The organism is Nostoc foliaceum FACHB-393 (assembly GCF_014698505.1).
Lineage (GTDB): Bacteria > Cyanobacteriota > Cyanobacteriia > Cyanobacteriales > Nostocaceae > Nostoc > Nostoc foliaceum_A.
Genome location: NZ_JACJTD010000020.1, coordinates 37,697 through 64,674, shown reverse-complemented (window position 1 = coordinate 64,674; position 26,978 = coordinate 37,697). Strand labels below are relative to the sequence as shown.

The following is a 26,978-nucleotide window of genomic DNA, read 5'->3' as shown; positions in this document are numbered from 1 at the left end:
AATATAAAAATGCTAGAACAATATCGTAAACACGTTGCCGAAAGAGCAGCACTCGGTATTCCTCCTTTACCATTGGATGCGAAGCAAACCTCAGAATTATGTGAATTACTGAAAAATCCGCCAAAGGGTCAAGAGGAGATATTATTACATTTATTGCGCGATCGCGTTTCTCCTGGTGTTGATCCAGCAGCTTATGTCAAAGCTGGATTTCTCACCGCGATCGCCAAAAAGGAAATCACCAGTCCCTTGGTTTCGCGCATAGAAGCGGTACAATTGTTAGGGACAATGGTAGGTGGTTACAATGTGCAATCTTTAATCGATTTGCTGCAATTTCCCACCGTATCCGTCTCAGACTCATCTGAAACACCTCTGGTAATGGGTGGACAAGGAAAGGAACCCATCGCCGCTTATGCCGCCAACGCCTTAAGCAAAATCCTCTTGGTGTATGACGCTTACCACGATGTTTTAGAGTTGTCTAAAACCAATCCTTTCGCCAAGCGGGTGATTGACTCTTGGGCGGAAGCTGAATGGTTCACGATTCGTCCCACAGTCCCAGAAGCGATTACTGTCACCGTTTTTAAAGTTCCTGGCGAAACCAATACCGACGATTTATCCCCCGCCCAAAGCGCTACAACTCGCCCGGATATTCCCTTACACGCCTTAGTGATGTTAGAGTCACGGCAACCGGGAAGCTTAAAAACCATTGCCGAATTGAAGAAAAAAGGGCATCCTGTAGCTTACGTGGGAGATGTAGTTGGTACAGGTTCCTCGCGTAAATCTGCTATAAACTCAGTATTGTGGCACATGGGAAATGATATACCTTTTGTGCCAAACAAACGCGCTGGGGGTTATGTTTTAGGTGGTGCGATCGCGCCAATTTTCTTTAACACAGCAGAAGATGCTGGTGCTTTGCCTATTCAGTGCGATGTCACCAAACTCGAAACCGGCATGGTAATTACCATCCATCCCTACAAAGGCGAAATTACCAACGAAACAGGCGAAGTCATTTCCACCTTTGCCCTCAAACCTGACACCATCCTCGATGAAGTCCGCGCAGGTGGACGCATCCCCTTACTTATCGGACGTACCCTCACCGATAAAACTCGTCTTGCACTTGGTTTAGAACACAGCACAGTTTTCACCCGTCCCCAGCAAGCCTTTGATACAGGCAAAGGCTACAGCCTAGCGCAGAAAATGGTAGGTAAAGCTTGTGGATTACCTGGTGTGCGTCCCGGCACATCCTGCGAACCCATCATCACTACCGTTGGTTCTCAAGATACCACAGGCCCCATGACCCGCGACGAATTAAAAGAACTCGCTTGTCTTGGTTTCAGTGCAGACTTAGTAATCCAAAGTTTCTGCCACACAGCAGCTTATCCCAAACCAGTAGACATCCAAACCCATCACGAACTCCCCGATTTCTTTGCTTCTCGTGGTGGTGTCGCCCTCCGTCCCGGTGATGGTATTATCCACTCTTGGTTAAACCGGATGCTGCTACCCGACACCGTGGGAACTGGCGGCGACTCTCACACCCGCTTCCCCTTGGGTATTTCCTTCCCTGCCGGTTCTGGCTTGGTAGCCTTTGCAGCTGCCTTGGGTGTCATGCCTTTAGATATGCCAGAGTCAGTTTTGGTAAGATTTAAAGGTGAATTGCAACCAGGTATCACCTTGCGGGATGTCGTGAATGCCATACCCTACGTGGCAATTCAAAAAGGTTTGCTGACAGTAGAAAAGCAGAACAAGAAAAACGTTTTCTCCGGGCGAATTCTGGAAATAGAAGGATTGCCAGATTTAAAAGTTGAACAAGCCTTTGAACTCACCGATGCTAGTGCCGAACGTTCTTGTGCCGGATGCACAATTAAGCTGAGTGTAGAGACAATTTCTGAATATCTGCGTTCTAACATAGCGCTGCTGAAAAATATGATAGCACGAGGCTATCACGATCCGCGTACCATGCTGCGCCGTGTGGCAAAAATGGAAGAATGGTTAGCAAATCCCGTGTTATTAGAAGGCGATGCTGATGCCGAGTATGCGGAAATAATTGAAATTGATTTGAACGAAATCAAAGAGCCAATTGTTGCTGCTCCCAATGACCCCGATAATGTTAAATTATTATCGGAAGTTGCTAATGATCCAGTGCAAGAAGTATTTGTCGGTTCATGTATGACGAATATTGGTCATTATCGGGCAACAGCGAAAGTTTTGGAAGGTGCAGGTGAAGTGAAAACTCGCCTGTGGATAGCACCACCAACGCGCATGGATGAACACCAATTAAAAGAAGAAGGTGTATACAGCGTTTTTGGGGCTGCGGGTGCTAGAACAGAAATGCCAGGATGCAGTTTGTGTATGGGTAATCAAGCGCGAGTTGCTGATGGCACAACAGTATTTTCAACCTCTACCCGCAACTTCAATAATCGCATGGGTAAAGATGCGCGAGTGTATCTTGGTTCAGCAGAATTAGCCGCAGTTTGTGCGCTGCTGGGACGACTTCCAACAGTGCAGGAATATTTGGATATTGTGGCGAGTCGAATTCATCCTTTTGCCGATGATTTATATCGCTATTTGAACTTTGATCAAATCGCCGGTTTTGAAGATGAAGGGCGCGTGATTGCGTTGGAAGATATGCCAAGGCTCGAGGATATTTTGGGTATGCCTACGGCGGCAAGGTAGGTAATAATTGACATAAAATGCCCCAGGTTTTAATCTGTGGCTACATTAAAAAACCCGCTAACGCGGGCTTTTTAATGTAAATCCCTCACACTGAAGTCTTTGATAATACAAAAATTAGTTATTATCGTATATGATACATAAAGCAAATAACAAGCATGAAAGCATCAGAAACAACTCTCCGTAACTTACTAGAAGGTGGTAAACAGTTTCAAATACCTCTTTTTCAGCGACCATACTCTTGGAAAAAAGAGAACTGGGAGACTCTGTGGGAAGATTTGATGAGTCTTTATAATGATGATGAAAAAGGCTTTTATTTTCTTGGGCCTATAGTAACCCAAGCTGAACTTGGAACTGCTGATGGTATAAGTCGATATATTGTTATAGACGGACAACAACGTTTTACAACTCTTAGCATTCTTTTGGCGGCATTAAGAAACTATCTCAAGAAATCTGACAAACAAATAGCAGAACAGATACATGAATTTTTTTTGATAAATAAGTATCAAAAAAATGATGATTTTTATAAAGTGCTGCCAACTCAGGATGACTGCGACGCATATAAAAGCATTATCGACAATAAGACACCTAAGACTAGAAATAAAGAATCACAATCAGGAGCAATATATGAAGCTTATAAATTTTTTGATGGGAAGCTAAAAAAGCCTTTTGCAGATGAGGATATTTTGTTAGATTTTGCAAAATTTAAAAATATTATTCTAGAACGTCTGGTATTAGTAAATATTACTTCTGATAACAACGATAATCCATATCTTATTTTTGAGAGTTTAAACAACAAAGGAGAAGAATTAACCCAAGCAGATTTAGTTCGTAACTATATATTTATGAAGTTACCTTCTGAAGAGAGAGATGAAGTTTATAACAGCGAGTGGTTGCCTCTTCAAGAAAGTTTTAAATTAAACATGAAGCAAAAAGAATATGCAGACGAACTAACTAAGGCATTTTGGTTTTATTTGCGTAAAGATGGAGAGGCAATTAATGAAAAAGTCGTTTATAAATCAATTAAACAACGCTTTGATGAATCGGCTAAACGCTTTGAAAAACCAGAATTAGGTATCAAGGCTGAGTTGCATAACCTTATAAAATTTACCAATTACTATTTACGTCTTAATTTTGATGATGAAGAACAAGAACTAAAACTAAGACATTGGTTTCAGCGATTAAAAAAATTGGATTTCACTACTTGTCATATATTTCTCCTGAATATTTATTATGAATATGAGGCACAACACTTATCTATTCAAGATTTTGAGAAAATCCTGCAATATTTAGAATCTTACTTTGTACGCCGTTGGATTGTTGGGATTCCTACTAGAGCTTTAGGTATAACATTTAACAATTTGTATAAGCAAGTAAAGGAAACAAATCCTGAAGATTTAGTAAATGGGTTACGTCAAGTTCTAATTAGTTTCGATAAAACTCAAGTATTTCCTGATGACAACTTATTCTGTCAGCATATCATCAATGAAGCTCTATATAATCCTAAAAGCTCGACAGCAAATGAACGCGTGAAGTTTTTATTAGAAAGTATAGAACAATCTCTGAGCAAGGAGCGTGTTGATACTCAGCCTATGAGTCTTGAGCATATTATGCCCCAAAAGTCACCTTTACGTAAAGAATGGCAAGAAATGCTAGGCGAAAATTATAACAAGGCTCATAAGGAGTGGCTTCACACTTTGGGTAATCTCACGTTAACACAATATAACTCTGAATTATCTAACAAATCCTTTGAGGAGAAATTGAAGATTTTAAGGACTAGTAATGTGACTTTGAACCAATATTTTCACAAGGTAAATGTTTGGAATGAAGAGGAAATCAAAAGTCGCGCTGAATCTTTAGCTAAGATTGCGATTAAAGTATGGCCTCGATAAAAGAAATTGTATGCGATCGCACCCTTGCACTTCGCACACAGACCTAACCCCCCAACCCCCTTCCCTACGTTCGCGCAGCGTCTCGAAGAGAGGGAAGGGGGAGAAATCCGGCTCATCTCTCCGCTATGCCTAATGGCAGGCTTACGCCAACGGAGAGGGGTTGGGGGAGAGGTCAATCCGTGCGATCGCTGTAAACTGTTAAAGTTTAATTACCTGACACCAAGCTTTTTACACATAGGAGTTATAAAATGCTTGAAGTTCACAAAAATTATGTTCTCGACGAAAATCAACAAGCTATTGCCGTACAAATTCCTATAGCTGAATTTGAAAAAATTGAAGAAATTCTTGAGAATTACGGTTTAGCAAAACTCATAGAGGAAGTAGAGGAAGAAAAACTACTATCAAAAGATAAAGCCCTAAAATATTATCAATCACTAAAATAAGAAAATGTGGCAAGTTGAAAACATTTATGGACTTCTACACAACAGTTTTGCGAAAGAGTGCGGGTTACTGGGTTACTTTATGTTTAGAAAATGGATTGGTAGGACAAGGGATAAATCAAGAAGCAGCAATCAACCAACTTAAAGGAGCGATCGCCTATTTTTTGGAAGTCTATAAAATCGAACCTAATATTTACCATCCTTCACTCACTATAGAAGAATTAAATGAGTTCTTGGCAGTGCAAGACACTGAACCAGACAAAGTGATAAAAATTTTAACCCTAAGCGTTCCAACAGACTGATAATTGTATCTGTAATTGTGTTGCGATCGCACTTGAGGAATTAGAGGTGCGATCGCAAAGTATTATAGCGAATTGATTAAGAGCACGTATTCGTCCTCATTCCCTAGCTCTTTCTGGCAAGTTTTCCAGCAGGGTAAGCCAGCGTCAAAGTCCCTCTCCCAACTTTGAAAAAGGGAATTAGGCTGAGGGCCCAAAGATGTTTCTCCCAAAACGGGATGCTCCCTGATAAACAAAGATAAACGCTTGCTTTCTTCACAAGTTCCTCAAATTGTTTTGCTATAAACATAAATATGGGGCGAAAACCTTTAAGAAATTTAAAATTCACAAGTCGCTAAACATAGTAGAGGGATTAGTCATCTTTGACAATCCAGCATCTGGAAACCCGAAACCGTAAAGACCAATTACCAATGAAATCGGAGGTCTATTATGATGTTTAAAAAGATTCTAGCTGCATTAGATCGCTCGGAAATAGGGCAACAAGTTTTTGAGGAAGCGTTGGATTTAGCAAATTTAACACAATCTAGCTTAATGCTAGTGCATGTCCTATCTCCCGAAGAAGAGGGTAGTCCTTATCTACCTATGCTGTCTAATTTTGACTACTATCCGGGATTGAGCAGTCAAAGCTTCGAGTTATATCAAAAGCAGTGGGATGCCTTTAAAAATGAAGGAATTAAAATGTTGCAATCTTTCTGTGCCCAAGCTAACACAGCAGGTGTAACTACGGAATTTACACAAAACATTGGTAATCCTGGCCGCATCATTTGTGATTTAGCTCATAGTTATGGCGCTGACCTAATTGTTATGGGTCGTCGGGGTCGTTCTGGGTTAACAGAACTATTTCTCGGTAGTGTGAGTAACTACGTTCTTCACCATGCTCCTTGTTCAGTGCATGTTGTGCATCTTTTAGTTACTCCTAAAAAAGATGAAGTTGTTAAAGAAACTACAAGCACTTTAATCGTTAACTAATGACTTTACCAAATCAGTTTGATAAAGTCGTTCCTTGGTTAATGCTCAATCGTAAAGGGTTGGATATTCTAACCGAAACTTAAGCTAAGTGTAATGAAAAATTGCTCCTCTATGGTTTCCCCAAGAGGAGCAATTTTCTAAGAGAGACGTAGCTAACGTTCTGCATCCGCAGGAAATGGGTATTAAACTCTCTAATTCCAGACAATTGTTTATTAATGTGACCTTTGCCAATAGAAATGAGGAATCAGTTTCACAGAAAGGTATGCTGTGAATCAGCATTATCATAAAAAAGCAATTTGTCCAATGAAAAATACTTCTGCGAAGGAAATAATTGGAGGCATTTCCCGATTTGGCAAAGCTAATTTCAGAGTCACTAAAAAACAGATTTTATTTAGTACCCTTATTTTATGCCTTGGTTTACTAGGACTGGGTGGTTTCTGGTTTAAATCCAGATATAAATTTGATAATAAAATGAGCGTCAAGCTACAAGAATTATCTAATGTCGATTATCCAGTCAATCCCGCGCCCTTAGGCAAAAATTTTCAAAGATATTCTAATAGAAAATTAACAATTATTAATAAAGATAATACACATTTCGATTTTGTGTTTGAGCCAACAGACAACAGAACGGCACAAATAGTTATAAAAAATGTTGATTTATAGCTATTAGTCCCTAAAGCACCCGAATGGGTTAAAAAAGATCAAGGTTTATAAATAATCGCTTTTACATTGAAGCAACTAGTTGATTTTAATATTTAGTCAATCGGTACTTGCGTGAGTAAAGCTATCCACATATCAGATGGATCTGAGTAATAATCAACTTCCTCAACTTGATATTGATAAGATTCACAACCTTCTCGTAAAATAATGCGATCGCAGGGTTTAATATTTCTGCCGATCCCAGTCATATACCCTATCATTCCTTCATTGAGGCGCTCAAATACGTAGTCACTTCCCCAAACTAGTTGGCTATAATCGTGTATTTTATTCTTTTGTTTTAATTCGTTTGCTGGAAAGCTAACTAGGGCTAACTTACTTAAAAAACTAAAACTTAAGTTCATACCTGTCCTGATCAAAGACATAAGTGAGTTCTCCCAAAGAAGAAATCTATAACGAAGAGTTCTGGACTCTAAGTAAATCTCAATTCCTTTCAATCACCAATCCAGAATCGAACAGGTGGACAATCTAGTTAGGAATCAACCGAATTGACAGCTAGTAAAAGCAATGTATCACTCAATCTTTAATTAAATGCCTGCACCCATCAGTAGCAAAAAATAAATTACAAGTAGTTTTTTGAAAAGCTACTTCTAAAATAATTTTAAAATAAGCTCAATAATTTACAATTAATTTTTGTTAAATTTTAATTTTTATTTATTAATTTTTAATTTTTACCAAATGATGTATTTTGTACAATAACAATTTAAATTTACAGTACCATTATCCGCAGCTTCAACTGTAAAATCACCGAATTATTTAACAAGATGGGGTCATATATAAGTATTTTTTACTTAACTAGATAATATTCAATTTATAAACCTTTTATATCTATACAATGTTGTCTATGTATATTTTTTAAGTTAAATCTAATTTAGTCCATACTTGTGTTTTTTAGAGCGACATCTACTTGCTTCAGTAATACTTCTAGGGTAGAAGAGTTATCTAAAACGACATCTGCATGAGCCACTTTTTGTTCGAGAGATAATTGGCTATTGATCCTGGCTCGTGCCTGTTCTCTATTTAACTGGTTTCGTTGTATCAATCTTTGTAGTTGTTGCTCTTGGGAACAACGCACTACCCATATTTCTGTAACCAAATCAGTCATTCCCGCTTCAAATAATAGAGGCACTACTAACACCAGTGTTTCTGAGGAGGACTGGGCAATTGCTTTGAGGAAGCGATCGCGCACATTAGGATGAATCAAATTATCTATCCAGTTGCGTTCATCTTGACGGTTAAAGATAATTTCGCCTAGTTTTTGGCGGTTGAGGCTGCCATCTGGTAGTAAAATTTGTTCGCCGTAACGTTGAGCGATCGCACCAAGAATAGGCGAACCTAAAGACACTGCCTCTCTAGCATAAATATCTGCATCCAGAATCGGCAGCTTATAAGCGCTAGCTAAATAATTGGTGACAGTGGTTTTGCCTGTGGCAATACCTCCAGTTAAGCCGATTATACGTTTTGTCATTTGTCATTTGTCATTTTTTACTCTTCCCTGCTCCCTCATTTAAGAATTTGTCGCCCATGTTATCAATGCTTGAGTTAAACCATCTAAAGTATATTCTTGGGCTTCTACATCCACATGCCCGAATAAAAAATGACAAGTTTTAGAGGTTTGAGGCCCGATTGAAGCAATACAAACACTCTCTAAAAATTGACTAACATCAGAGTTGCTGGAAAATATGTTGTTAGTAAGTTGACAGAAAAATTGCACAGTTTTAGAACTGGCAAAAGTAATCACATCTATCTTGCGATTTTGGAGAGCTAACTTTGCCTCAGGTGGGATACCACTAGGACAACAAGATTGATATGCGGCAACTTCTATCACCTTTGCTCCCTTGAGAGTTAATTCCTTAACCAAAACTTCTCTTCCTCCGCTTTCAACTCTGGGAAATAATACCTTTTTACCATCCAGATCCTCTGGGAAATTTTCTACTAAAGAATCGGCAACAAAGTTGGGGGGAATAAAATCTGCTTGGAGAGAGTGTTGTTTGAGACAATGGGCTGTTTTCTCGCCAACGACGGCAATTTTTATACCAGCTAAGGCACGGGTATCTTTACCTTGGGCGATTAGCCTTTCAAAAAAGTAATCTATGGCATTGGTAGAAGTGAGAATTAACCAGTCAAAATCAGATAAATGAGCGATCGCATCATCCAAAGCTTCCCAACTGGAGGGCGGGCCGATTTCTAAGGTAGGCATTTCGATGACTGTTGCGCCTAATGCGATGAGGCGATCGCTAAATGTACCCGCTTGTCCAACTGAACGTGTCACCAAGATTGTTTTGCCAGTGAGTGGTAGTGGTTGGGGAGAGGCAAAGAGGTTGCTTAACATAACAGGGGGGCTAGAAGTTTGGGCTGTAGTTGAATCCTGACATTCTATTTTCTCAGGTTGTAAGTAATTGCGTAGCCCAACAACTTCGCCAATAACAATTACTGCTGGAGAAATGGATAATTCGGTGGTTTGTTCCAAAATATTGCCCAGTTGCCCTATCCAGATTTGTTGGCGAGGAGTTCCTGCCCAACGGATGATGGCAATGGGTGTTAAGTGCGATCGCCTGTGTCTCACCAGTTGATGTACAATCTCTGGCAGATGTTGCCCTCCCATCAAAATTACCAATGTCTCTAGCCGTGAAAGCGCCTCCCAGTCTAAAACCTCTGGTTCATGAGCTGTAAGCACTGCAAAAGTGCGACTCAACACCGGATCTGTGAGGGGAATTCCTGCCAACAACGGTGCTGCAAGGGCTGAGGAAATTCCTGGTACTAATTCAAAATCACAACCAGATGCTTTGAGCGCTTCAATTTCGGAAGTACAACGCCCAAAAATTAACGGATCGCCTGATTTGAGCCGTACAACTTGTTTTCCTTGCTGACAATGCTTTACAAGTAACTTGTTAATCTCTGCTTGGGTTGTACTGGGTTTACCACCGCGTTTTCCGACATCCAACTGCAAGCAATCAGGTGGTACGCACTGCAATAATTGAGCATCTACGAGGGCATCGTAGACTAAAACCTGAGCAGCAGCTAAGAGATTGTAAGCTTTTACCGTCAGGTATGCCACATCTCCAGGCCCAGCACCTACGAGGTAGACTTTACCCTTTTCTTGAGTCATTAGTTAAGCTAATCGTCATTTAAATTGCATCATTTTCATGGTAATAAAAGCTGCAAACCCTCTCCCTTGCTCCCTGCCCCCTGCCCCCCTGCGATCTCAATGTGCAAATTAAATGCTTAACAGCTTATTAGTCATTCCCCTTGTCCCCTTGTGCCCTTGTCCTTGATTCAATTCGTTCGGGTATTAATTTTTTGGATTAGCTGATTAACTTGCTCAACCATCTCCTTATTTTCCTCAGCTTGGAATAACTCTCTGGCTTTTTTGAGATTAACGATCGCTTCTTCGAGCTTTTGTTCTCTTCCTAAAGTGATGCCCAAATTATAGTAAGTGAATGCATCGTTGGGTACAAGGCTAATGGCTTTTTTGTAATGTGCGATCGCTTCTTGCGGTTTCCCTTGATCATCCATCGCATTTCCCAAGCCTGTGTAAGCTTGTGCATGTTTTGGATCAAGGCGAATCGCTTCGGTATAGTCGGCGATTGCTTCTGCTAGCTTGCCTTGAGCGTAAAAAGCGCTTGCTAAATTATAGTGAGCGTCTGCATAGTTAGGAGCCAAGCTAATGGCTTGTTTATACTGGGCGATCGCTTCTTCTAGTTTGCCTTGAGCGTACAGAGTATTTCCCAGGGCATTATAACCTGCGGGATTTTTTGGATCGAGACGAATGGCTGCTGTATATTCGGCGATTGCTTCTGCTGGCTTTCCTTGAGCATACAAGGCGTTCCCTAAGTAATAGTGAGCGTCTGCATACTTGGGATCAAAGCTAATGGATTTTTTGTACTGAGTAACTGCTTGTTCTAGCTTACCTTGATCGTACAGAACATTTCCCAGACGCGTGTAAGTTGGGGCATAATTGGGTTTGAGGCGAATAGCTGCTGTATATTCGGTGACTGCTTCTGTTAGCTTGCCTTGAGCGTACAAAGCATTTCCTAAGTTATAGTGAGCGTCTGCATACTTGGGTTCAAGGCTGATAGCTCTCTTATATTGGGCGATCGCAGCTTCTAACTGATTGAGCCTTGCTAAAGTCAAACCCAAATTGAAGTATGCTCCAGAGTCTTTAGGATCGAGGCTAATAGCTTTTTTGTAATGTGCGATCGCTTCTTGTGGTTTACCTTGATCGTCAAGAGTATTTGCCAAAGCAATATAAGCTTGTGCAAAGTTGGGTTCTAGTTCAATTGCTTTGCGAAAAGCCGCCTCTGCTCCTTTGAAATCTCCTTGTTTGTAGAGATTGGTTCCTTGCTCAAAGTTAGCAACTGCGTTTTTGTTTTGAGGAACTGCGGACTGATTTGAGCCTGGAATTTTTGATAAAACAACGCCAACATCTTTACCAAAGGCAGTATTTCCATTACTCAAACACAAGCAGATAATAGCTGCTACCAGTAGATTCTTGTTTTTCAGCATTTATTATTACCTTACCTGCTTGATTTACATGTAATATTGAGTGCAGCTAATTGCTATCATAAAAACACCCCAGACCCTCCCCACACAAGTCTTGCCGCAGCCATATCTTTATTAATAAATTTCCCACTGCGTTTCTATCTCGCCTCGGAAGAAATTCCGAGTCTCATAGCTGAAGTCCAGTCAAGTGGACTTCAGCGGAGTCTAGCAGGAATTATAAGTGATTAACCTAACTTGATACAAGTCTACTTTCATACAAGTGTCCATTTGTACACAATAGCTGAGGCTTTATTAGAATTAAAAAGTTGTTTTTTAACTAATTGCTTACACTTTTGTTTCGACAAGTTTAGCAATAGCTGCAATTAATTCTTCTGGGTTAAAAGGCTTGGGCACATGCATCTGAAACCCAGCTTTTAGCGCTTCTTGCTGGTCATCGTTTCTAGCAAAAGCCGTCAAGGCAATTGCTGGAATTTGTCCACCTCGCTCTGGTGTCCAAGTTCGCACTTGATGTATTAACATATAGCCATCCATATCGGGCATACTAATATCGCTGACCAACACATCTGGTTTTACCTGTGCTAAAGCTTGTAATGCTTCAAATGCTGAAGATACCGCGATAACAAAAGCCCCATCTTGCTCTAATACAAAAGCAGCAAAATCTCGTGAATCAGCATCATCATCGACAACTAAAACTCGAACGCCAGTGAGAGGTAAAGAGTTAGGAGTTAATAATGGAACATAGTTTTGTTCATCCGCCAGACTTGGGCTTTCATCTTGCAAAAGCGGCAAGCTAACAGTAAATATTGCCCCTTTGCCTTCACCGTGGCTATTGGCTTTGACAAGGCCACCATGTATCTCGATGATATTACGCACAATTGCCAATCCCAGTCCTAATCCACCAAAATTCCTCGTAGTGGTGCTATCTGCTTGGCGAAAGTAATCAAACACAAATGGCAAAAACTCAGCGCTAATTCCCTTACCTGTATCGCTAACTATGATTTGAGCATAGCCATCAGCTTGCTCTAGTCGTACTTCTATCTTTCCTCCCTTTGGTGTAAACTTGACAGCATTAGAAAGGAGATTCCAGACAACTTGTTGCAAACGAGTCGAGTCGCCCATAACTTTCCCCACACGGGCTTCAAATACTGTACTTACCTCAATCAACTTTGTTTCTGCCGCTAAACGCATTGTCTGTAGTGCAGACAATACCGTAGACTCTAGGTTAATCTCTGTAATATTCAGCGTCAGTTTGCCCTGTAAAATTCTAGAGATATCCAGCAAGTCTTCAATGAGTTGAACCTGTAAGGTAGCATTCCGCTCAATTGTGGCTAGTGCTTCAGATGTCTTTGCTTTGTCTAACCTACCGATTTGCAACAACTTTGACCAGCCGAGTATTGCGTTTAGTGGAGTGCGTAGTTCGTGAGAAAGGACGGCTAAAAATTCATCCTTAATTCGATTGGCTGTTTCTGCTTTGGCTCGTGCAACTTGTTCTAATTCCAGCAGGTGCGCCCGTTCTTCAAGTATTTGTTTTTGTTCGTGGATATCTGTACATGTTCCAAACCACTTCACTACAATACCTTGCTCATCTTTGAGTGGTAAAGCTCGCGCTAGCTGCCAACGATAGGAGGCATCAGAAGCCCGTTTAAAGCGATATTCATTGTTATATATAGTGCTATTTTTTACAGCATTAGACCAAACTTCATCAGCACTTTGGACATCATCTGGATGCAATGCAGCCAACCAACCAGAACCCAAGGACTGCTCTAATGTTAGCCCAGTGTATTCGCACCAATTTTGATTAAAAAAATCACATTCACCGTTAGGATTGGTTGTCCATACAAGTTGAGGAATTGCCTCAGCTAGGTAACGATAGCGTTCTTCACTTTGTCGGAGAATTTCTAAAATGCGTTGACGCTCAAGGATTTCTTGTTGTAATTGCTCGTTGGTCTTGGTAATTTCATTGGTGCGAACAGCAACCATTTCTTCCAGATGATTCTGGTATTTTCGTAGTTCCTTCTCTACCCGTAAGCGTTCGGCTATTTGTGTTTGAAGTTCTTGATTTGCTTGTTCTAATTGAGCAGGGCTAGGAAGTGCCAGTGCTTGTGGAACTAGAGGTATAAGTTCTAGTGCAGTAACTACAGATATTATTGCAGTTACTGCTTTGACAAACCCCGATACCCAATAGATTGGATGCCAAAGTGTCCAAATCTCTATTAAATGAGTAGTGCCGCAAGCTACGATAAATGCACTAAACAGTAGAAAAATCCAATCAAAGGGCAAATCCTGCCGCTTGCGGACAAAGTAGAAGAGTGTAGCTGGAATTGAGTAATAAGCTAGTGCAATAAACGAATCAGATAATATGTGTAACCAAACTAAATTCGTTTGCCATAGATAGCAGTGTCCATGTGGAATAAATGATCCTGATGTAAAAAAATTAGTCCATAATTCTGATATTATGTCTGACATAAACACTTGATTTTTTTGAATCTATAAAATCTACTACTAAATTTATTTTTTTAATTAGCCCAAGTTGTTCGCACATCGGTATTAAGAGCTAACCGAAGGCGGCTTGGCTATTGAATTGTCATTTTTGCTCTTTCTTGCCTTCACCTGATATAGCAGTTACTGCACAGATAACGGTACAGAAAAAATAATTAACCACAGATGAATATATAACCTCGTCGTAGGAGTGCACTACTTTGCTACCTAACTAGTACCTAGTAAAATGAGAATTGCTTTACTATTTTAGTACTAAAATATTAATGATGTAGTGGTCTAGTTCCTTTACTGCTTAAGGAAAATATAATATGTCTTTACAAACCAAAAAAACTGTTGGTGTGGATGTTTTGCAAAAAGACAAGATTTTAAAATTCCCACCATCTTCTCCTCTAAACCCTAAATCAATTCATTGTGGATATATATAGCGCATAATATTTCACTTTTAAGGGCGATAAAGTGAGTGGTCAAACTTGCGAAAATTGCAGATATAATTGCGGTAGATACTGGCAAATTCTAAACCAAAACCCATTCTCCCCATCATGGAAATAATGGTAAAAATTAGGAGACGGAACAGGAAAACTTAATCTCCGCAATTCTGAATTAACTTAAGATGGAATTGACTTAGCACTCATTTTATCTAACAGTTGAGTGATTTTTTTAGCTTTTTCAGGTTGGCGTTGTTTTTGCAATAAATCTTTAGCTTGTAGCAGGTTAGTTTTAGCTTCCTCTTCTCGTTCTTGCTGCATGAGAATATTTGCCAGACGCAAATAAGCATCAGGATTTTTTGGGCTGCGGCGAATCACTTCCCGGAATAATTCTGTTGCTTCCTCTACTTGGCCTTGCTGGTTTAAAACATCTCCCAAAAACAAGCGCACCACATCATTAGTAGAGTTGAGAGAAATCACCTTACGAAACGCTACTTCTGCACCTTGGTAATCTTTTGCTTGAGCAAGATTGATTCCTTTTTGAAACAAGTTTGAGGTAATCAAAGTTTTCCAAGCGAAATAGCCAAGAATTGACAGACTGAGAACAACTACAAGAGCAGCGATAATAGAAGTAGTGGGAAAGGTTTCTAGCATTGTCTAAGCCAAAAGGCAGGCGATAGGAAAAATCAGATATTCGATAAAAAAGAGTTTCCAGATAAATTGGTAGAATTGAGCGATCGCACTTTTATCTTGTAAGTCTACTGCCAAACTCCGCAACCACATCCAGATTAACAGTGCCAAATGAGTAATTACCACAAATATGGGGTTAACTGAGGCCACACGTAGCACGCCAACCAAAATTATCCCCAGATAGCAGACAGTTATCACCCAAAGAGCTAGATTAAACACAGCTTGCGAACCGAGTTTGATAGTGAAAGTAGAGATATTATAAAGGCGATCGCCTTCCATATCTGGTATATCTTTAAATATAGCGATCGCAAAGGTAAACACCAAGATAAATAACGTCAGCACCCACACCACAGGCGGAATTCCTTGGCTTTGTTTCAGCACCCAACTATAGTGCAAATACAACCCTAAATTAACAATCGTGCCGCGCACCGAAAAAATACACAGCGCTGCCCAAAATGGAAACTGTTTCAAGCGAATTGGTGGTAAAGAATAAGCAGTACCGATGGCCAAACTAATTGCTACCATCCCAAATAAGAATGGCCCAGTTAGCCACGCCACAACTAGCGCCACAATCCCAGTAAAAGCGACAATAAATTGCCCTGTCTGTCGAGAAAACTCACCTGATGCCAACGGTAAATGAGGCTTATTAATCTTGTCAATATCAACATCTTCTAATTGATTCAGCCCCACAATGTAGACATTGCCACACAGACAAGCAATCCATGCGCCCAAAACCCGACTCAGTGGAATGCCAGAAAATCCAGTTGAAGAAACAGCAATGGCAATAAAATATAAACCCAACACACTCAGACTTGTACCAATAATCGTGTGAGGGCGAGAGAATTTCCAGAAAGCGTATAACCAATGGAAATATGATTGAACGGGTTTGCGTGGCAAAGGGCTGTTTTGAGAACTCTGGCTCATGAGTAGCTTAGATTAGTATTCCGGCTTATTGTTAACCCTGACTTTTCACGACATTTGGAAAACCTCACTTTCATTCCTCTCTCCTGTTATCGAGAGGCTTTGAATTCTCCCCATTCCATACAAGGGTTGGGGCCTGAGGGGTAAGGTTTTGCGTTAACTTTTCCACATGATCTGAATTGTCAGATTGTTAACCATTGTTACAGAATTTGGTCATTAACAAGAGCCAAAGCTTTGGATGCACTGTATCGTAGGTGAGGTAGCGGTGGCTTGGGCCGTTAGCACAGCCCGTCGTAACCCTAATCAAAAGCCAGCTATACCTAATGAAAGAGAATCATTCTACCTTACGGAAGAGACTTTATCCCGAAAAAATCTGACAACCAACTATGAAAATACCTCTTCCCGATTCTCCACTCCCTACTCCCCATAACGCTACAATCTATCAGAAAAGCAAAGAAATAGTTAAATTATGACAGCTAATTTGGCATCTAAAGCGACATTTGACTTTGTGACCGTACTATCCCAGGCTGCGGCTGGGTATCGAGGCCAGAGAGGCACACGTCCTAGTGCTGAAATATTAGTAAATGCGTTGCTAGAAGCAGAAAAATCTGCCAAGCAGCAACGCTTAACTTATCCGTTTGAGTCTCTTCTAGGTAAATGGCAACTTTGCTTTGCTACTGGCACTAAAAAAGTCAGAAAGCGCGGGGGAATTGTATTAGGCAAGGGTTTGTATGTACCCAAGTTTATAAGAATCCATGTTTCCTTTGATGCCACTTTAGAACAGGATTCAAACATGGGCGAAATTAGTAATCAGGTTGAATTTGGCCCAGTTTTGTTGAAACTTAAAGGGCCAGTGCAATATTTAGGTAAAAAAAATTTATTGGCATTTGACTTTAACCAAATGCTTATCAGTTTGTTTGATCGTGTTGTATATGACAGACCAATGCGTTCTGGTAAAGTTCAAACAGAAGATTTCTACAACCAGCCTATAGCTAAATTACCCTTCTTTGCCTTCTTTTTAGTTACAGAAGATTTCATTGCAGCTCGTGGTCGTGGAGGAGGATTGGCATTTTGGATTCGAGAAACTTAAATACACTGGATTTTACGTTTGCGCCAACCATCAAACTGGACGACAACTAGACAAAATACTGTGCATATTTACTACTTGTCCAATGACTGCGATCGCAGGCGCACCAAATCCAGTTTGCTCTACCTGCTCTACAATTGTCTCTAAAGTACCAATCAATTCTTCTTGTTCTGGGCGCGTACCCCAGCGCACCAAAGCAATGGGCGTTTCTAAATTCAACCCAGCTGCACTTAATTGCTCCACAATATAAGGCAGATTGTGAATTCCCATATAAATTACAATTGTTTCGGAACCGTGAGCGATCGCATTCCAATCCACCTTCGGTCTATACTTACCAGCCGCCTCGTGACCAGTAACAAATGTCACCGAAGAGCTATACAGTCGATGAGTCAATGGAATACCTGCATAGGCCGCCGCAGCAATTCCCGATGTGATACCCGGCACAACTTCCGTTGATATTCCCGCGTTAACTAATTCTTCCATCTCTTCGCCACCGCGACCAAAAATAAAAGGATCGCCACCCTTTAGCCGCACCACAATTGCATGATCCTGCGCTTTCTCAATCAGCAATTGTGTTGTTTCTTCCTGGAACAGTGAATGTTTTCCCCTCCGCTTCCCAGCGTTAATTTGCTCGGCTTGGGGATTAATCATTGCCAGAATTGCCGGACTCACTAAGGCATCATAGATGACTACATCTGCACATTCCAACAAACCTTTAGCCTTCAGGGTAATTAGTCCTGGATCTCCTGGCCCCGCACCTACTAAATAAACCTTTCCCAAATACTTTTTCTCCTGTTTTTCTGTGCGGTTCATCTATCTATCTGTTAAATCCCAAATTAGCTCGGCTAATTCTGCACTTGCTCCCAGTGGCTGTGCCAATTGGAAATTCACCGCAGAAAATTGTAATTTTAGCTCCTCTATGGAGGCCGCGATCGCATCAGTTATTCCACCAGCGAATAAAAAGTATGGCAAAATTGCAATTTCCCGATAACCAGCAGCTACCAACTCTTTCACCCGTGATTCTAAACTAGGAGGCCCAGACCAATAAGCAGCTACGGCTGGCAAACTCGCAGCCATAGCTTCCACAGTTTCTTTGGAACCTGGGCGACGGCTACCATGAGCTAAGAGAATCCATGCTTCTGCTTCTATAGCAGCTATTTGCTTTGCCAGCAATTTCTCTAAATTGGGGTGAGAGCCTAAATGTGGTTGCAACTCAATCGTGATATCCTGACCAGTAGCCTGTTGTGCTAGTGCTACTTCGGCTGGAATATCTGTCATGACATGGACTCCCGGCAACAGAAACAGCGGTACAATTTTGAGGCGATTCTGGTTTTGAGATAGTTTGCAATCGCCAAAAGCGCTCTTGGCAAATTCTTGAATCTGCTCGTGTAAAGGCTGAGGACTCATTTCCAAAGCAGCTATGCCAACAAGATGCTCGCTATTGTTGTGATTTTCTGGCAATTTGTTACATACCAGCTTTGCTAGTTGCTGCATAGCAATTTCTGGGCGGCGATCGCGACTTCCGTGAGATACTAGCAGATACGCAGATGACATCGGCAAAGCTTGAACTCTCAGTGACTAATTCTCATATTTTACTTAATATTAAGCTGGTGGTAGTAGGTACTTTGGTAACTTTGGTAATTATTGAAACTATTATCAATCACTAAATAGAAGTATTCTTAATCACTTTTATCGGTAACTTCAAAAATTAAATTACTCAATTTCTACATCCAAGATAACTATAAGCTTCTGCTCCCCCAGCTCCCTCATCTCCCCCTGCTCCTTGCCTTATTGCTCTTCAGCAGTGTAAGTATAAAATTGATCAAAACCTCCCACCGTTTCAAATTTGTAAGAAGGTAGCCAAGAATTTATTGTTAAATCTGTACGGTAAATGCTAAAAATAATATAATTTTGTCTTTCTGTAGTCCTGGCAATAATTTCTTGGATTTGCGGGTTAGCCGAATCAACCAACTTATCACAATTAAAGCGGATTAAGTTTTCTATAAGATTGGTGGTTTTTTTGCATACATCGGTTTTTAAGTATTCTGTCAGCCGTTGCACTGCATATTCTTCATACTCAACCTGACTGGGATTGGTATTCGCCATTGTCACACCCAAGGCGGCGAGTCCTGCTGCTGCTCCAGTATATGCAATGATCGTTAAGGGTTTCATGTTTGCCAAGTAAAATACATTGTAATTGTTAGATTCCAGAGACTCTAAATCAACTAAATCCGTTCCTTGAAGAAAAACTCTTGATCGCTTGCCAAATTATTGCTATAATTCAAATTGTTGAATGGCGAGCGTAGCCAAGTGGTTAAGGCAGTGGTTTGTGGTACCACCATTCGTGGGTTCAATTCCCATCGTTCGCCCTACATAATTTAATACCGACTGATCCATAACTCTTACAAAAAATGGGTTGTGGTTCTGAACATTTATAACCATTACTTTAGCAAGGATCTGCCATCTACGAGTGTATGGACTTGGAAGAGTCGCAAACCTAATGTAATTCATCAGATTTACTTATAAAAAGCTTGATGTATATAAGTAAATCTACTTTCTAAATGAAAATTAGGTGTGCAATGTCTTACGACAAGCCACTTCTCTACGTTCCCTGCGGGACGCTTACGCGCAGCTTGCTTATTTGCAGAAGTAGGTGTCTACGCAACGCCGATAGTGTAGAAAGTTTGATAGCTAAATATGAATTATTCCAAAAACGTGGTTTATAAAAGCTGTGAGGTGCTCTTTCTCTCTGCGCCCATTGCACTAAGCTTTTGCTCAGACTTCTCTGGAGCATTAACTTTTAATATTAAAGTTAGTTCGACGGATTATCATATAGTGTCCGTCTAATCAGCTTAATAAAAAGGTCTCTAAGAGGTTTGTCGAACTCACGTTATATTAAGATTCCCGATTTCTATAAGAAATCGGGAATCTTAGCATCAGGAGTTTTGGAACACACATTTAACTCTTAAAAAATGCCTAAAAGAATGATCAAAGTCAGTCCACAGAAGGCAAGTAACGAGATAATAAGAATATTGCCTATACTGTGGTCAGAAGCTGTTAACTTATCCGGATTGGTAGCCATATAAATTGACTCAATTTAAACAACTTTTGCTTAAATTATAACTAGGGTGTATCAAGATTAGTCTATCTTGGAACAAAAATTGATTTTAGTTCATTGAAGTTTAACTGAATAGTTAAGCTTTAAGCGGAACAATAAAATTTTGTAGGTGTCAAAGGTAGGGAAATAGATGATAGCAAGCCAATTACTGATTACCCAAAGTACCAAAATATTAGTAATGTCCAAAGTCGTCGGATAGATCATCTCTACCCACGATGAAAATGAATATTAACACTCTAGAATAATTAAAAAAGTATTTATTTACAAGCCTTATAGAGCTTGAAAGCAAAATCTTGACATTACCAGTGTGCGAATAATCAAATACACGTAAATAAATGATATAGTAAAGGTTAACTCAAGCAGTCGAGGGCGTGAGATATTGTGCCCGAGATAGAGCCATGCAGTTATTTATTAACATCTATCAAAAGAAATAAAAATTGTATTCCTTTAGTTAGAGTCAAAAATACTTAGTCATAGATACTTTAAGTAAAGAAGAACACGGTTTAAGTGCCTGCTGAAAAGTTGATACTTGTAGGTACACAGATAAATATAATTTATCTGTGTTATTTCGTGTTTATATGTGTCTAACAAAAGGTGGAGGCTTATTTGTCTTGCCTTGACAGTCAACAATGCAAACATCGTTATCTAGTGGAGTTGCCATGTCTGAATTGCTTCAAGCAGTCTTAGATAGTGAAGAAAGAAGTGATTTGCGTTCCTTTCTTAGTGAATTACGCCAACAAGAAAAGAAGTACTTGCTGCGGAACGACATACTGAATGTATATAGTGAGTATTGCTCCAAGTCCCAGAAACCTGAGGAATTTTACACTTCCTCTGAGTTAGGCAAACTAATTTACTATACTCAAGAAATTATTCAGGAGGACTCAAACTTCTGTTTCATCATCCGTTCTAAGATTGCTAGCCAAGAAGTTTATTGGTTGACATCAGACTTGAGCATTGAGCCGATGACGGTGCAGGATTTGTTGGATTTGCGCGATCGCTTGGTGAATAAATATCATCCCAACGATGGCGACCTGCTAGAATTGGACTTCGGCCCGTTTTATGACTACACCCCAGTCATCCGCGACCCCAAAAATATTGGTAAAGGGGTACAATTTCTCAACCGCTATCTATCCAGCAAAATATTTCAAGATTCCAAACAATTGCTGGAAAGCCTATTGAATTTCTTACGCCTGCACCACTACAACGGTGTTCAACTGCTGATTAACGATCGCATTCAATCACAGCAGCAACTTTCGGAGCAAGTTAAGAAAGCTATCGGTTTTGTTAATAATCGCCCCGAAGATGAACCCTACGAACAATTCCGGTTCCAATTGCAGTCAATGGGTTTTGAACCGGGTTGGGGTAACACCGCAGGGCGTGTACGGGAAACTTTAAATATTCTCGATGAATTGATTGATTCTGCCGATCCTCAGACCCTAGAAGCCTTCATTTCACGGGTTCCGATGATTTTTAGAATCGTCTTGGTGTCAGCTCACGGTTGGTTTGGGCAAGAGGGAGTGTTAGGCCGTCCCGATACTGGCGGTCAGGTTGTTTACGTCCTTGACCAAGCAAAGAGCCTAGAGAAGCAGCTACAAGAAGATGTCATGCTTGCGGGTTTAGAGAAATTGAATGTCGAGCCAAAGGTGATTATTCTCACCCGCTTGATTCCTAATAGTGATGGCACCCTTTGTAATCAACGGCTAGAAAAAGTCCACGGTACCGAAAATGCCTGGATTTTGCGAGTCCCTTTACGGGAATTTAATCCCAACATGACTCAAAACTGGATTTCCCGGTTTGAGTTCTGGCCTTATCTAGAAACTTTTGCCATTGATTCAGAAAGAGAACTACGGGCAGAATTTCAAGGTACACCTGACTTAATAGTTGGCAACTATACTGATGGGAACTTAATAGCTTTCTTGCTGGCGCGACGGTTGAAAGTTACCCAATGCAATGTTGCCCATGCTTTAGAAAAATCTAAATACTTGTTTAGTAACCTTTACTGGCAAGAATTAGAGGAGAAATATCATTTTTCTTTGCAATTCACAGCTGATTTGATTGCAATGAATGCTGCCAATTTTGTGATCAGCAGCACCTACCAAGAAATTGTTGGAACACCGGATAGTGTGGGACAGTACGAGTCTTATAAGTGCTTCACTATGCCGGAGTTGTACCATGTGACCAATGGCATTGAATTATTTAGTCCCAAATTTAATGTTGTGCCGCCTGGAGTAAACGAAAATAATTACTTCCCTTACACCCGGACTAAAGACAGGGTGGAGAGCGATCGCCAACGCCTTGCAGAAACACTCTTTACTCTGGAAGACCCCGCGCAAATCTTTGGCAAACTCGACGATCCTAACAAGCGCCCTCTCTTCTCAATGGCGCGTCTTGACCACATCAAAAACCTCACAGGTTTAGCTGAATGTTATGGTCAAAGCAAAGAATTACAGGAGCATTGCAACTTAATTTTGGTAGCGGGTAAATTGCGCGTCGAAGAATCAGGCGACAACGAAGAACGTGACGAAATTATCAAACTCTACCAAATCATTGACGAGTACAATCTCCACGGGAAGATTCGTTGGCTGGGCGTGCGCCTGACTAAAGCTGATTCTGGTGAAATTTATCGAGTGATTGCCGATCATCAGGGAATTTTTGTACAACCAGCTTTATTTGAAGCTTTTGGGTTGACAATTTTAGAGGCGATGGTTTCGGGATTACCGACTTTTGCCACACAATTTGGTGGGCCACTGGAGATTATTCAAGATAAGGTTAATGGATTTTTGATTAACCCAACAAATTTAGAGGAGACAGCCACGAAAATTGTGGACTTCATCACTAAATGTGAACAAAATCCTAATTACTGGGATGAAATTTCCAAGCGAGCAATTGACCGAGTTTACAGCACCTATACTTGGAAAATTCACACTAGCAAGCTATTATCATTAGCAAGGATTTATGGCTTCTGGAACTTTACCTCGAAGGAGAATCGGGAAGATTTGCTGCGCTATATAGAGGCTTTATTCTATTTAATTTACAAGCCAAGAGCGCAACAGCTATTAGAGCAGCATAAGTACCGATAATTAAGCTAGGAGTGAAGAGTTAGGAGTTAGGAGTTAGGAATTATAAAAATCACAAATTTTCGTAACTCCTAATACTCACATCTTGCACCTTAGTATCTAACGACTGGAAGTCGCGGCTACACAAACGAAATCCGCCTGCGCGGACTACGGAATCTCAAGGGTTTTGTAGCCTGCGGTGGCAGGCTTTGTTCTGGTAGCCGCGATTTTAATCGTCTGGTGCAAGATATGGAAATACCAATTGTTTATGAAACTGCACAAAATCAAGCTTGGCAAGATTTGGAGCTTGAGTAAAATTGTTCAGGAGCAACCTCAGAGGTAATCGGTATAACTCTTAACTCCTAACTTTTAACTAAATTGTCAACGCCCGCCAAGTTCGTTGACCAGCTATTCCATCTACTCCTAAATTTCGCTGATTTTGAAAGGCTTTGACAGCAGTCTCTGTCAGTGCGCCATAAATCCCATCGACTCTAATTGCATAACCGTTAGACACTAACAGCCGTTGTAAGACTCTGACAGCAAGACCAGAGCTACCGAAATAAAGAGTCGGCATAGGTTGGCTACTAAACTTCTGGAACCGTCCTGTAGCCTTTGCACGGACTTTATCTCCAGATTGAGAATACTTTTTAGATTTACCTAAGTTAGAAGAAGCTAGGAACTGATTATTTTTGCTGATTTTCTTAAGTATATGTTCTTTATCTGGTGCGATCGCTGCGGCAGAAGCCTGGGAAATCCCATCTGTCTGCATGAATTCAGGTGGTGTAACTTGAGCAGTTATCTCTAACTGACTCTCTTTTGACTGGTTTTGGTCATTTTCCATCTGAACTAATTGCTGCTGTGGCAAATTGGCTCCAGATGCTTGTCTTATTGCTAACACGCCCGTCATCATCAGGCCAATTTCAGTCATTGTAGTTCATTTTACTTCAACCAATATTTCTTTTAACCAACAACATTGCTGCTGTCCGGAATAGTGCATACTGACCAAAAAAAAGTCATGTACTATTTTTTTCAGATAATATTGTCATGCTCATATTTACTCACCTCCTCTTCCATTTAATCAGACTAATATGATTAGCTTTGTGCTTTTTTTATCTTGAATCAAGCCACGAACTTGTAAGATATAGGATCTAAATCAACGGTTTAGACAATAACATACTATATGATCATATGGGAATGCTATCAAACAAATTTGCCTAGTTGGCTTTGGCTCGCGCTTGGTATGCTGATGTTGCTTTTATCGTGTTTATACTGCCAAAAAAATCCTACTGGATTCATAGAGTCAGTTTTTTAAGTATTGATTAATGCAACATTTGAAAATAATGATAAGCTCTTGATTTCAAACAATTTGTCCTCCTTTAGAGGGGGTTATAAACTTTTTATCAATCACTATTATCTTGTAGGATACATTCTGCTCGTAGCAGCATTCTTTGGTTTTACCAACTTGACTATGGAAGTTTTCAGGCATAATTCTTAAATATCTGCTTTGTGATTGAATCTGTATGGCTACTTCGCCGTATTCTTGGTTCAATCTCAAGAAAATGAAATCGTACAAAGTTATTACACAAACTTGAATTTTAACTAGAGTTTAGACTACTGCATGGCAAAATTCCACAGGGGCACTGAACTTAATGTCTCGCAATTCTCTTACCTAACCTGTGTTAATTTTTATATCATTTTTAAATATTGAGATAGAAGCACCTTAATTAAAAGCGCGATACCGATAGCATTCGCGTAGCGTCTCGTAGAAAAGCGCTAGCGAGTCATCTAGCGTCATAGCTCGCGCTTAGTATGCTCAGTTGTGGATACTGAAAAAGTTTTTACTTTTTCTCATCTCGCCACAAAGCAATACCGCCTAATAAACCAGTGATATTGGGGATAAGTTTTACATTTAACGGTAGCTGGAAATTCACTCTTACAGCTTCACCGCCGCCAATGTAAAGGTAATCATAATTGAACAGATGTTGCAAGGATGCGATCGCTTTTTCTAAACGCCTATTCCATCTTTTATCACCAATTTTTTCTAACTCTGCACGCCCCAACTGCTGCTCAAAAGTCTCTCCTTTACGAAACGGATGATGTCCCATTTCCATATTCGGCACCAGCTTACCATCTACAAATAAAGCCGAACCAAACCCCGTGCCCAGAGTAATCACCAGTTCTACACCTTTACCTGCGATCGCACCAAACCCCTGCATATCTGCATCATTAATCACCCGTACAGGTTTATTTAAGTGTTTTAATAATGCTGTTTCCAAATCAAATCCAATCCAATCTGGATGTAAGTTTACCGCTGTTTCTGTGACTCCACAGCGCACCACACCGGGAAAACCGACCGAAACACGATGAAATTCACCTTGAGCCGCTGCCAACACAACAATTGCATTAATTACAACCTCCGGTGTAGCAGGTTGGGGTGTATCTAAACGCGCCCTTTCCGTTACCGGATTCCCCGTAATATCCAAAACCATAGCCTTAACGCCACTACCGCCAATATCAACCGATAGGGTACGAATCGATCCATTTTCTCCAACCATTGAGTTACATCCTTCTTACTGCTTAGTTAGTGCTTGTTACTTCGTTATTATGCTCTGCTGCATCTAAATAATATCTGGATGTTTGGAGAGTCTTCACATTGCTGGGGAGAGCAAGCAAGAAATAACTAATGCCCAATACCCAATGACTAATACCCAATACCATTAAAATATAAATGTCACAAATTAAGCTATATGCACAGTTTCATTCCACCAGAGCGCTTTTTTCCCTACCTCACCTGGACTGATATCCAGGCAATGCCAGATAAGGAAAATGTGGTAATCATCCAGCCAGTGGGAGCAATTGAACAACATGGCCCCCATCTGCCATTGATTGTAGATGCTGCGATCGGTGCGGGAGTGTTGGGAAAAGCAATGGAAAAGCTGGATGCAAGTATTCCTGCTTATGCTTTACCTAACCTTTATTATGGCAAATCTAACGAACACTGGCACTTTCCCGGTACCATTACCCTAAGCACGGCAACTCTCACGGCAATCATTATGGAAGTGGGAGAAAGTATTTACCGGGCTGGGTTTAGAAAACTGGTGTTAATGAACTCCCACGGTGGACAACCCCAAGTGATGCAAATGGCGGCGCGGGATTTGCACGTTAAGTATGATGACTTTTTGGTATTCCCGTTGTTTACTTGGCGAGTGCCTAATATTACTAAAGATTTATTGACTCCGAAAGAAGCAGCGCTAGGAATGCACGCCGGAGACGCTGAAACTAGCATTATGTTATCGATTTTGCCAGAACAAGTGAAGCTAGAGAAAGCTGTTGCAGAGTATCCACCAGAACAATCAAAAAGTAGTTTACTGAGTTGGGAGGGGAAGTTACCTGTGGCTTGGGTGACGCGAGATATCAGTAAAAGTGGAGTGATTGGCGATGCCACAACCGCAACTAAAGAAAAAGGCGATCGCATCCTCGAATCTGTCGCTAATGGTTGGGTACAAGTTATTCAAGATATTTACGCCTATCGACAAGCGAAGGTGGAGGAGGGATTGACGCGTTTTAGTCAAAGTTAAAAATCCAATACATTAGATGCGGCACAGCATTTAGATTTGCTAATGTAAGAATAGTGGAAATAGTCGTGGTGTAGCTGCTTAAGATCTATCAGGCAGCAAATTTCTATTAAAAGTAAT

The 26,978-nt window shown here is 40.6% G+C and carries 22 protein-coding genes and 1 tRNA gene; 11 read left to right on the top strand and 12 right to left on the bottom strand.

The genetic code is table 11. The features are described from left to right. The first annotated feature begins 9 nt into the window (after positions 1-9). The 6 genes from acnB (at position 10) to H6G92_RS17730 (ending at position 6,930) form a co-directional block, all read left to right on the top strand. Entirely contained in the window at positions 10-2,670 is a 2,661-nt protein-coding gene (gene acnB / locus H6G92_RS17755; RefSeq protein ID WP_190894961.1) for a bifunctional aconitate hydratase 2/2-methylisocitrate dehydratase, read from the top strand. Between the two features lie 155 nt (positions 2,671-2,825). Continuing rightward, a complete protein-coding gene (locus H6G92_RS17750; protein ID WP_190894960.1) occupies positions 2,826-4,559 on the top strand; it encodes a DUF262 domain-containing protein in 1,734 nt (577 codons plus the stop codon). Positions 4,560-4,807: 248 nt separating this feature from the next. Next, positions 4,808-5,002 (top strand): hypothetical protein, encoded by a 195-nt coding sequence (locus H6G92_RS17745; protein ID WP_190894959.1) that lies wholly within the window; start codon positions 4,808-4,810, stop codon positions 5,000-5,002. Between the two features lie 26 nt (positions 5,003-5,028). Further along, positions 5,029-5,301 (top strand): type II toxin-antitoxin system HicB family antitoxin, encoded by a 273-nt coding sequence (locus H6G92_RS17740; protein ID WP_190894958.1) that lies wholly within the window; start codon positions 5,029-5,031, stop codon positions 5,299-5,301. Positions 5,302-5,730: 429 nt separating this feature from the next. Further along, positions 5,731-6,267, top strand: a complete 537-nt coding sequence (locus H6G92_RS17735; protein WP_190895021.1) for a universal stress protein — start codon at positions 5,731-5,733, stop codon at positions 6,265-6,267. A 267-nt stretch (positions 6,268-6,534) separates the two neighbouring features. Continuing rightward, on the top strand, positions 6,535-6,930 hold the full coding sequence (locus tag H6G92_RS17730; RefSeq protein ID WP_190894957.1) for a hypothetical protein: 396 nt from the start codon (positions 6,535-6,537) through the stop codon (positions 6,928-6,930). A gap of 92 nt (positions 6,931-7,022) precedes the next feature. Here the strand turns inward: H6G92_RS17730 and H6G92_RS17725 are convergent, their stop codons facing one another. The 7 genes from H6G92_RS17725 to H6G92_RS17695 form a co-directional block, all read right to left on the bottom strand. Then, complete coding sequence (locus H6G92_RS17725) at positions 7,023-7,349, bottom strand: hypothetical protein (RefSeq protein WP_190894956.1); 327 nt, start codon at positions 7,347-7,349, stop codon at positions 7,023-7,025. Between the two features lie 506 nt (positions 7,350-7,855). After that, positions 7,856-8,452 (bottom strand): dephospho-CoA kinase, encoded by a 597-nt coding sequence (gene coaE / locus H6G92_RS17720; RefSeq protein ID WP_190894955.1) that lies wholly within the window; start codon positions 8,450-8,452, stop codon positions 7,856-7,858. Positions 8,453-8,491: 39 nt separating this feature from the next. After that, positions 8,492-10,093, bottom strand: a complete 1,602-nt coding sequence (gene cobA, locus H6G92_RS17715) for a uroporphyrinogen-III C-methyltransferase (protein ID WP_190894954.1) — start codon at positions 10,091-10,093, stop codon at positions 8,492-8,494. Between the two features lie 167 nt (positions 10,094-10,260). After that, positions 10,261-11,490, bottom strand: a complete 1,230-nt coding sequence (locus H6G92_RS17710) for a tetratricopeptide repeat protein (RefSeq protein ID WP_190894953.1) — start codon at positions 11,488-11,490, stop codon at positions 10,261-10,263. Between the two features lie 321 nt (positions 11,491-11,811). Continuing rightward, positions 11,812-13,953: a hybrid sensor histidine kinase/response regulator gene (locus H6G92_RS17705; protein ID WP_199344862.1), complete on the bottom strand. Its 2,142-nt coding sequence runs from the start codon at positions 13,951-13,953 to the stop codon at positions 11,812-11,814. 638 nt (positions 13,954-14,591) lie between these two features. Further along, entirely contained in the window at positions 14,592-15,065 is a 474-nt protein-coding gene (locus tag H6G92_RS17700) for a tetratricopeptide repeat protein (protein WP_190894952.1), read from the bottom strand. A gap of 3 nt (positions 15,066-15,068) precedes the next feature. Further along, positions 15,069-16,025, bottom strand: coding sequence for a homogentisate phytyltransferase (locus tag H6G92_RS17695; RefSeq protein ID WP_190894951.1), 957 nt, complete (start codon positions 16,023-16,025; stop codon positions 15,069-15,071). A gap of 262 nt (positions 16,026-16,287) precedes the next feature. Between H6G92_RS17695 and H6G92_RS39100 the strand changes: the two genes are divergently transcribed. Together H6G92_RS39100 and H6G92_RS17690 are read left to right on the top strand one after the other, a co-directional pair. Then, entirely contained in the window at positions 16,288-16,452 is a 165-nt protein-coding gene (locus H6G92_RS39100; protein WP_206758842.1) for a hypothetical protein, read from the top strand. A 39-nt stretch (positions 16,453-16,491) separates the two neighbouring features. Next, a complete protein-coding gene (locus H6G92_RS17690; protein WP_190894950.1) occupies positions 16,492-17,112 on the top strand; it encodes a hypothetical protein in 621 nt (206 codons plus the stop codon). 30 nt (positions 17,113-17,142) lie between these two features. Here H6G92_RS17690 and cobA (H6G92_RS17685) read toward each other — a convergent pair whose 3' ends face one another. The 3 genes from cobA (H6G92_RS17685) to H6G92_RS17675 form a co-directional block, all read right to left on the bottom strand. Continuing rightward, entirely contained in the window at positions 17,143-17,922 is a 780-nt protein-coding gene (gene cobA, locus H6G92_RS17685) for a uroporphyrinogen-III C-methyltransferase (RefSeq protein WP_190894949.1), read from the bottom strand. Continuing rightward, positions 17,923-18,663 (bottom strand): sirohydrochlorin chelatase, encoded by a 741-nt coding sequence (locus H6G92_RS17680; RefSeq protein WP_190894948.1) that lies wholly within the window; start codon positions 18,661-18,663, stop codon positions 17,923-17,925. 234 nt (positions 18,664-18,897) lie between these two features. After that, the gene (locus H6G92_RS17675) at positions 18,898-19,281 is read right to left on the bottom strand and encodes a DUF4359 domain-containing protein (RefSeq protein WP_190894947.1); all 384 of its coding nucleotides are present in this window, start codon (positions 19,279-19,281) and stop codon (positions 18,898-18,900) included. A 124-nt stretch (positions 19,282-19,405) separates the two neighbouring features. Between H6G92_RS17675 and H6G92_RS17670 the strand changes: the two genes are divergently transcribed. Then, a tRNA-His gene (locus H6G92_RS17670) sits at positions 19,406-19,478 on the top strand. Between the two features lie 1,408 nt (positions 19,479-20,886). Next, entirely contained in the window at positions 20,887-23,307 is a 2,421-nt protein-coding gene (locus tag H6G92_RS17665; protein ID WP_190895019.1) for a sucrose synthase, read from the top strand. A 349-nt stretch (positions 23,308-23,656) separates the two neighbouring features. Here H6G92_RS17665 and H6G92_RS17660 read toward each other — a convergent pair whose 3' ends face one another. Both H6G92_RS17660 and H6G92_RS17655 read right to left on the bottom strand, forming a co-directional pair. Continuing rightward, on the bottom strand, positions 23,657-24,211 hold the full coding sequence (locus tag H6G92_RS17660; RefSeq protein ID WP_190894946.1) for a peptidoglycan-binding domain-containing protein: 555 nt from the start codon (positions 24,209-24,211) through the stop codon (positions 23,657-23,659). A 910-nt stretch (positions 24,212-25,121) separates the two neighbouring features. Further along, positions 25,122-25,838 carry an ROK family protein gene (locus H6G92_RS17655; RefSeq protein WP_190894945.1) on the bottom strand — a complete coding sequence of 239 codons (717 nt, stop codon included), beginning with the start codon at positions 25,836-25,838 and terminating at the stop codon, positions 25,122-25,124. Between the two features lie 192 nt (positions 25,839-26,030). On the opposite strand from H6G92_RS17655, the gene H6G92_RS17650 reads away from it, so the two are divergent. Further along, complete coding sequence (locus tag H6G92_RS17650; protein WP_190894944.1) at positions 26,031-26,861, top strand: creatininase family protein; 831 nt, start codon at positions 26,031-26,033, stop codon at positions 26,859-26,861. Positions 26,862-26,978 lie beyond the last annotated feature (117 nt).

Excerpts from the sequence above, each read along its gene's own strand:
- H6G92_RS17710 (WP_190894953.1), bottom strand. The coding sequence starts at position 11,490 with ATGCTGAAAAACAAGAATCTACTGGTAGCAGCTATTATCTGCTTGTGT.
- H6G92_RS17675 (WP_190894947.1), bottom strand. The coding sequence starts at position 19,281 with ATGAAACCCTTAACGATCATTGCATATACTGGAGCAGCAGCAGGACTC.
- coaE (WP_190894955.1), bottom strand. The coding sequence starts at position 8,452 with ATGACAAAACGTATAATCGGCTTAACTGGAGGTATTGCCACAGGCAAA.
- H6G92_RS17705 (WP_199344862.1), bottom strand. The coding sequence starts at position 13,953 with ATGTCAGACATAATATCAGAATTATGGACTAATTTTTTTACATCAGGA.
- H6G92_RS17680 (WP_190894948.1), bottom strand. The coding sequence starts at position 18,663 with ATGTCATCTGCGTATCTGCTAGTATCTCACGGAAGTCGCGATCGCCGC.
- H6G92_RS17695 (WP_190894951.1), bottom strand. The coding sequence starts at position 16,025 with ATGAGCCAGAGTTCTCAAAACAGCCCTTTGCCACGCAAACCCGTTCAA.
- acnB (WP_190894961.1), top strand. The coding sequence starts at position 10 with ATGCTAGAACAATATCGTAAACACGTTGCCGAAAGAGCAGCACTCGGT.
- H6G92_RS17665 (WP_190895019.1), top strand. The coding sequence starts at position 20,887 with ATGTCTGAATTGCTTCAAGCAGTCTTAGATAGTGAAGAAAGAAGTGAT.
- H6G92_RS17745 (WP_190894959.1), top strand. The coding sequence starts at position 4,808 with ATGCTTGAAGTTCACAAAAATTATGTTCTCGACGAAAATCAACAAGCT.
- cobA (WP_190894949.1), bottom strand. The coding sequence starts at position 17,922 with ATGAACCGCACAGAAAAACAGGAGAAAAAGTATTTGGGAAAGGTTTAT.
- H6G92_RS17650 (WP_190894944.1), top strand. The coding sequence starts at position 26,031 with ATGCACAGTTTCATTCCACCAGAGCGCTTTTTTCCCTACCTCACCTGG.
- H6G92_RS17660 (WP_190894946.1), bottom strand. The coding sequence starts at position 24,211 with ATGACTGAAATTGGCCTGATGATGACGGGCGTGTTAGCAATAAGACAA.
- H6G92_RS17725 (WP_190894956.1), bottom strand. The coding sequence starts at position 7,349 with ATGTCTTTGATCAGGACAGGTATGAACTTAAGTTTTAGTTTTTTAAGT.
- H6G92_RS17690 (WP_190894950.1), top strand. The coding sequence starts at position 16,492 with ATGACAGCTAATTTGGCATCTAAAGCGACATTTGACTTTGTGACCGTA.
- cobA (WP_190894954.1), bottom strand. The coding sequence starts at position 10,093 with ATGACTCAAGAAAAGGGTAAAGTCTACCTCGTAGGTGCTGGGCCTGGA.
- H6G92_RS17735 (WP_190895021.1), top strand. The coding sequence starts at position 5,731 with ATGTTTAAAAAGATTCTAGCTGCATTAGATCGCTCGGAAATAGGGCAA.
- H6G92_RS17700 (WP_190894952.1), bottom strand. The coding sequence starts at position 15,065 with ATGCTAGAAACCTTTCCCACTACTTCTATTATCGCTGCTCTTGTAGTT.
- H6G92_RS17750 (WP_190894960.1), top strand. The coding sequence starts at position 2,826 with ATGAAAGCATCAGAAACAACTCTCCGTAACTTACTAGAAGGTGGTAAA.
- H6G92_RS17740 (WP_190894958.1), top strand. The coding sequence starts at position 5,029 with ATGGACTTCTACACAACAGTTTTGCGAAAGAGTGCGGGTTACTGGGTT.
- H6G92_RS17655 (WP_190894945.1), bottom strand. The coding sequence starts at position 25,838 with ATGGTTGGAGAAAATGGATCGATTCGTACCCTATCGGTTGATATTGGC.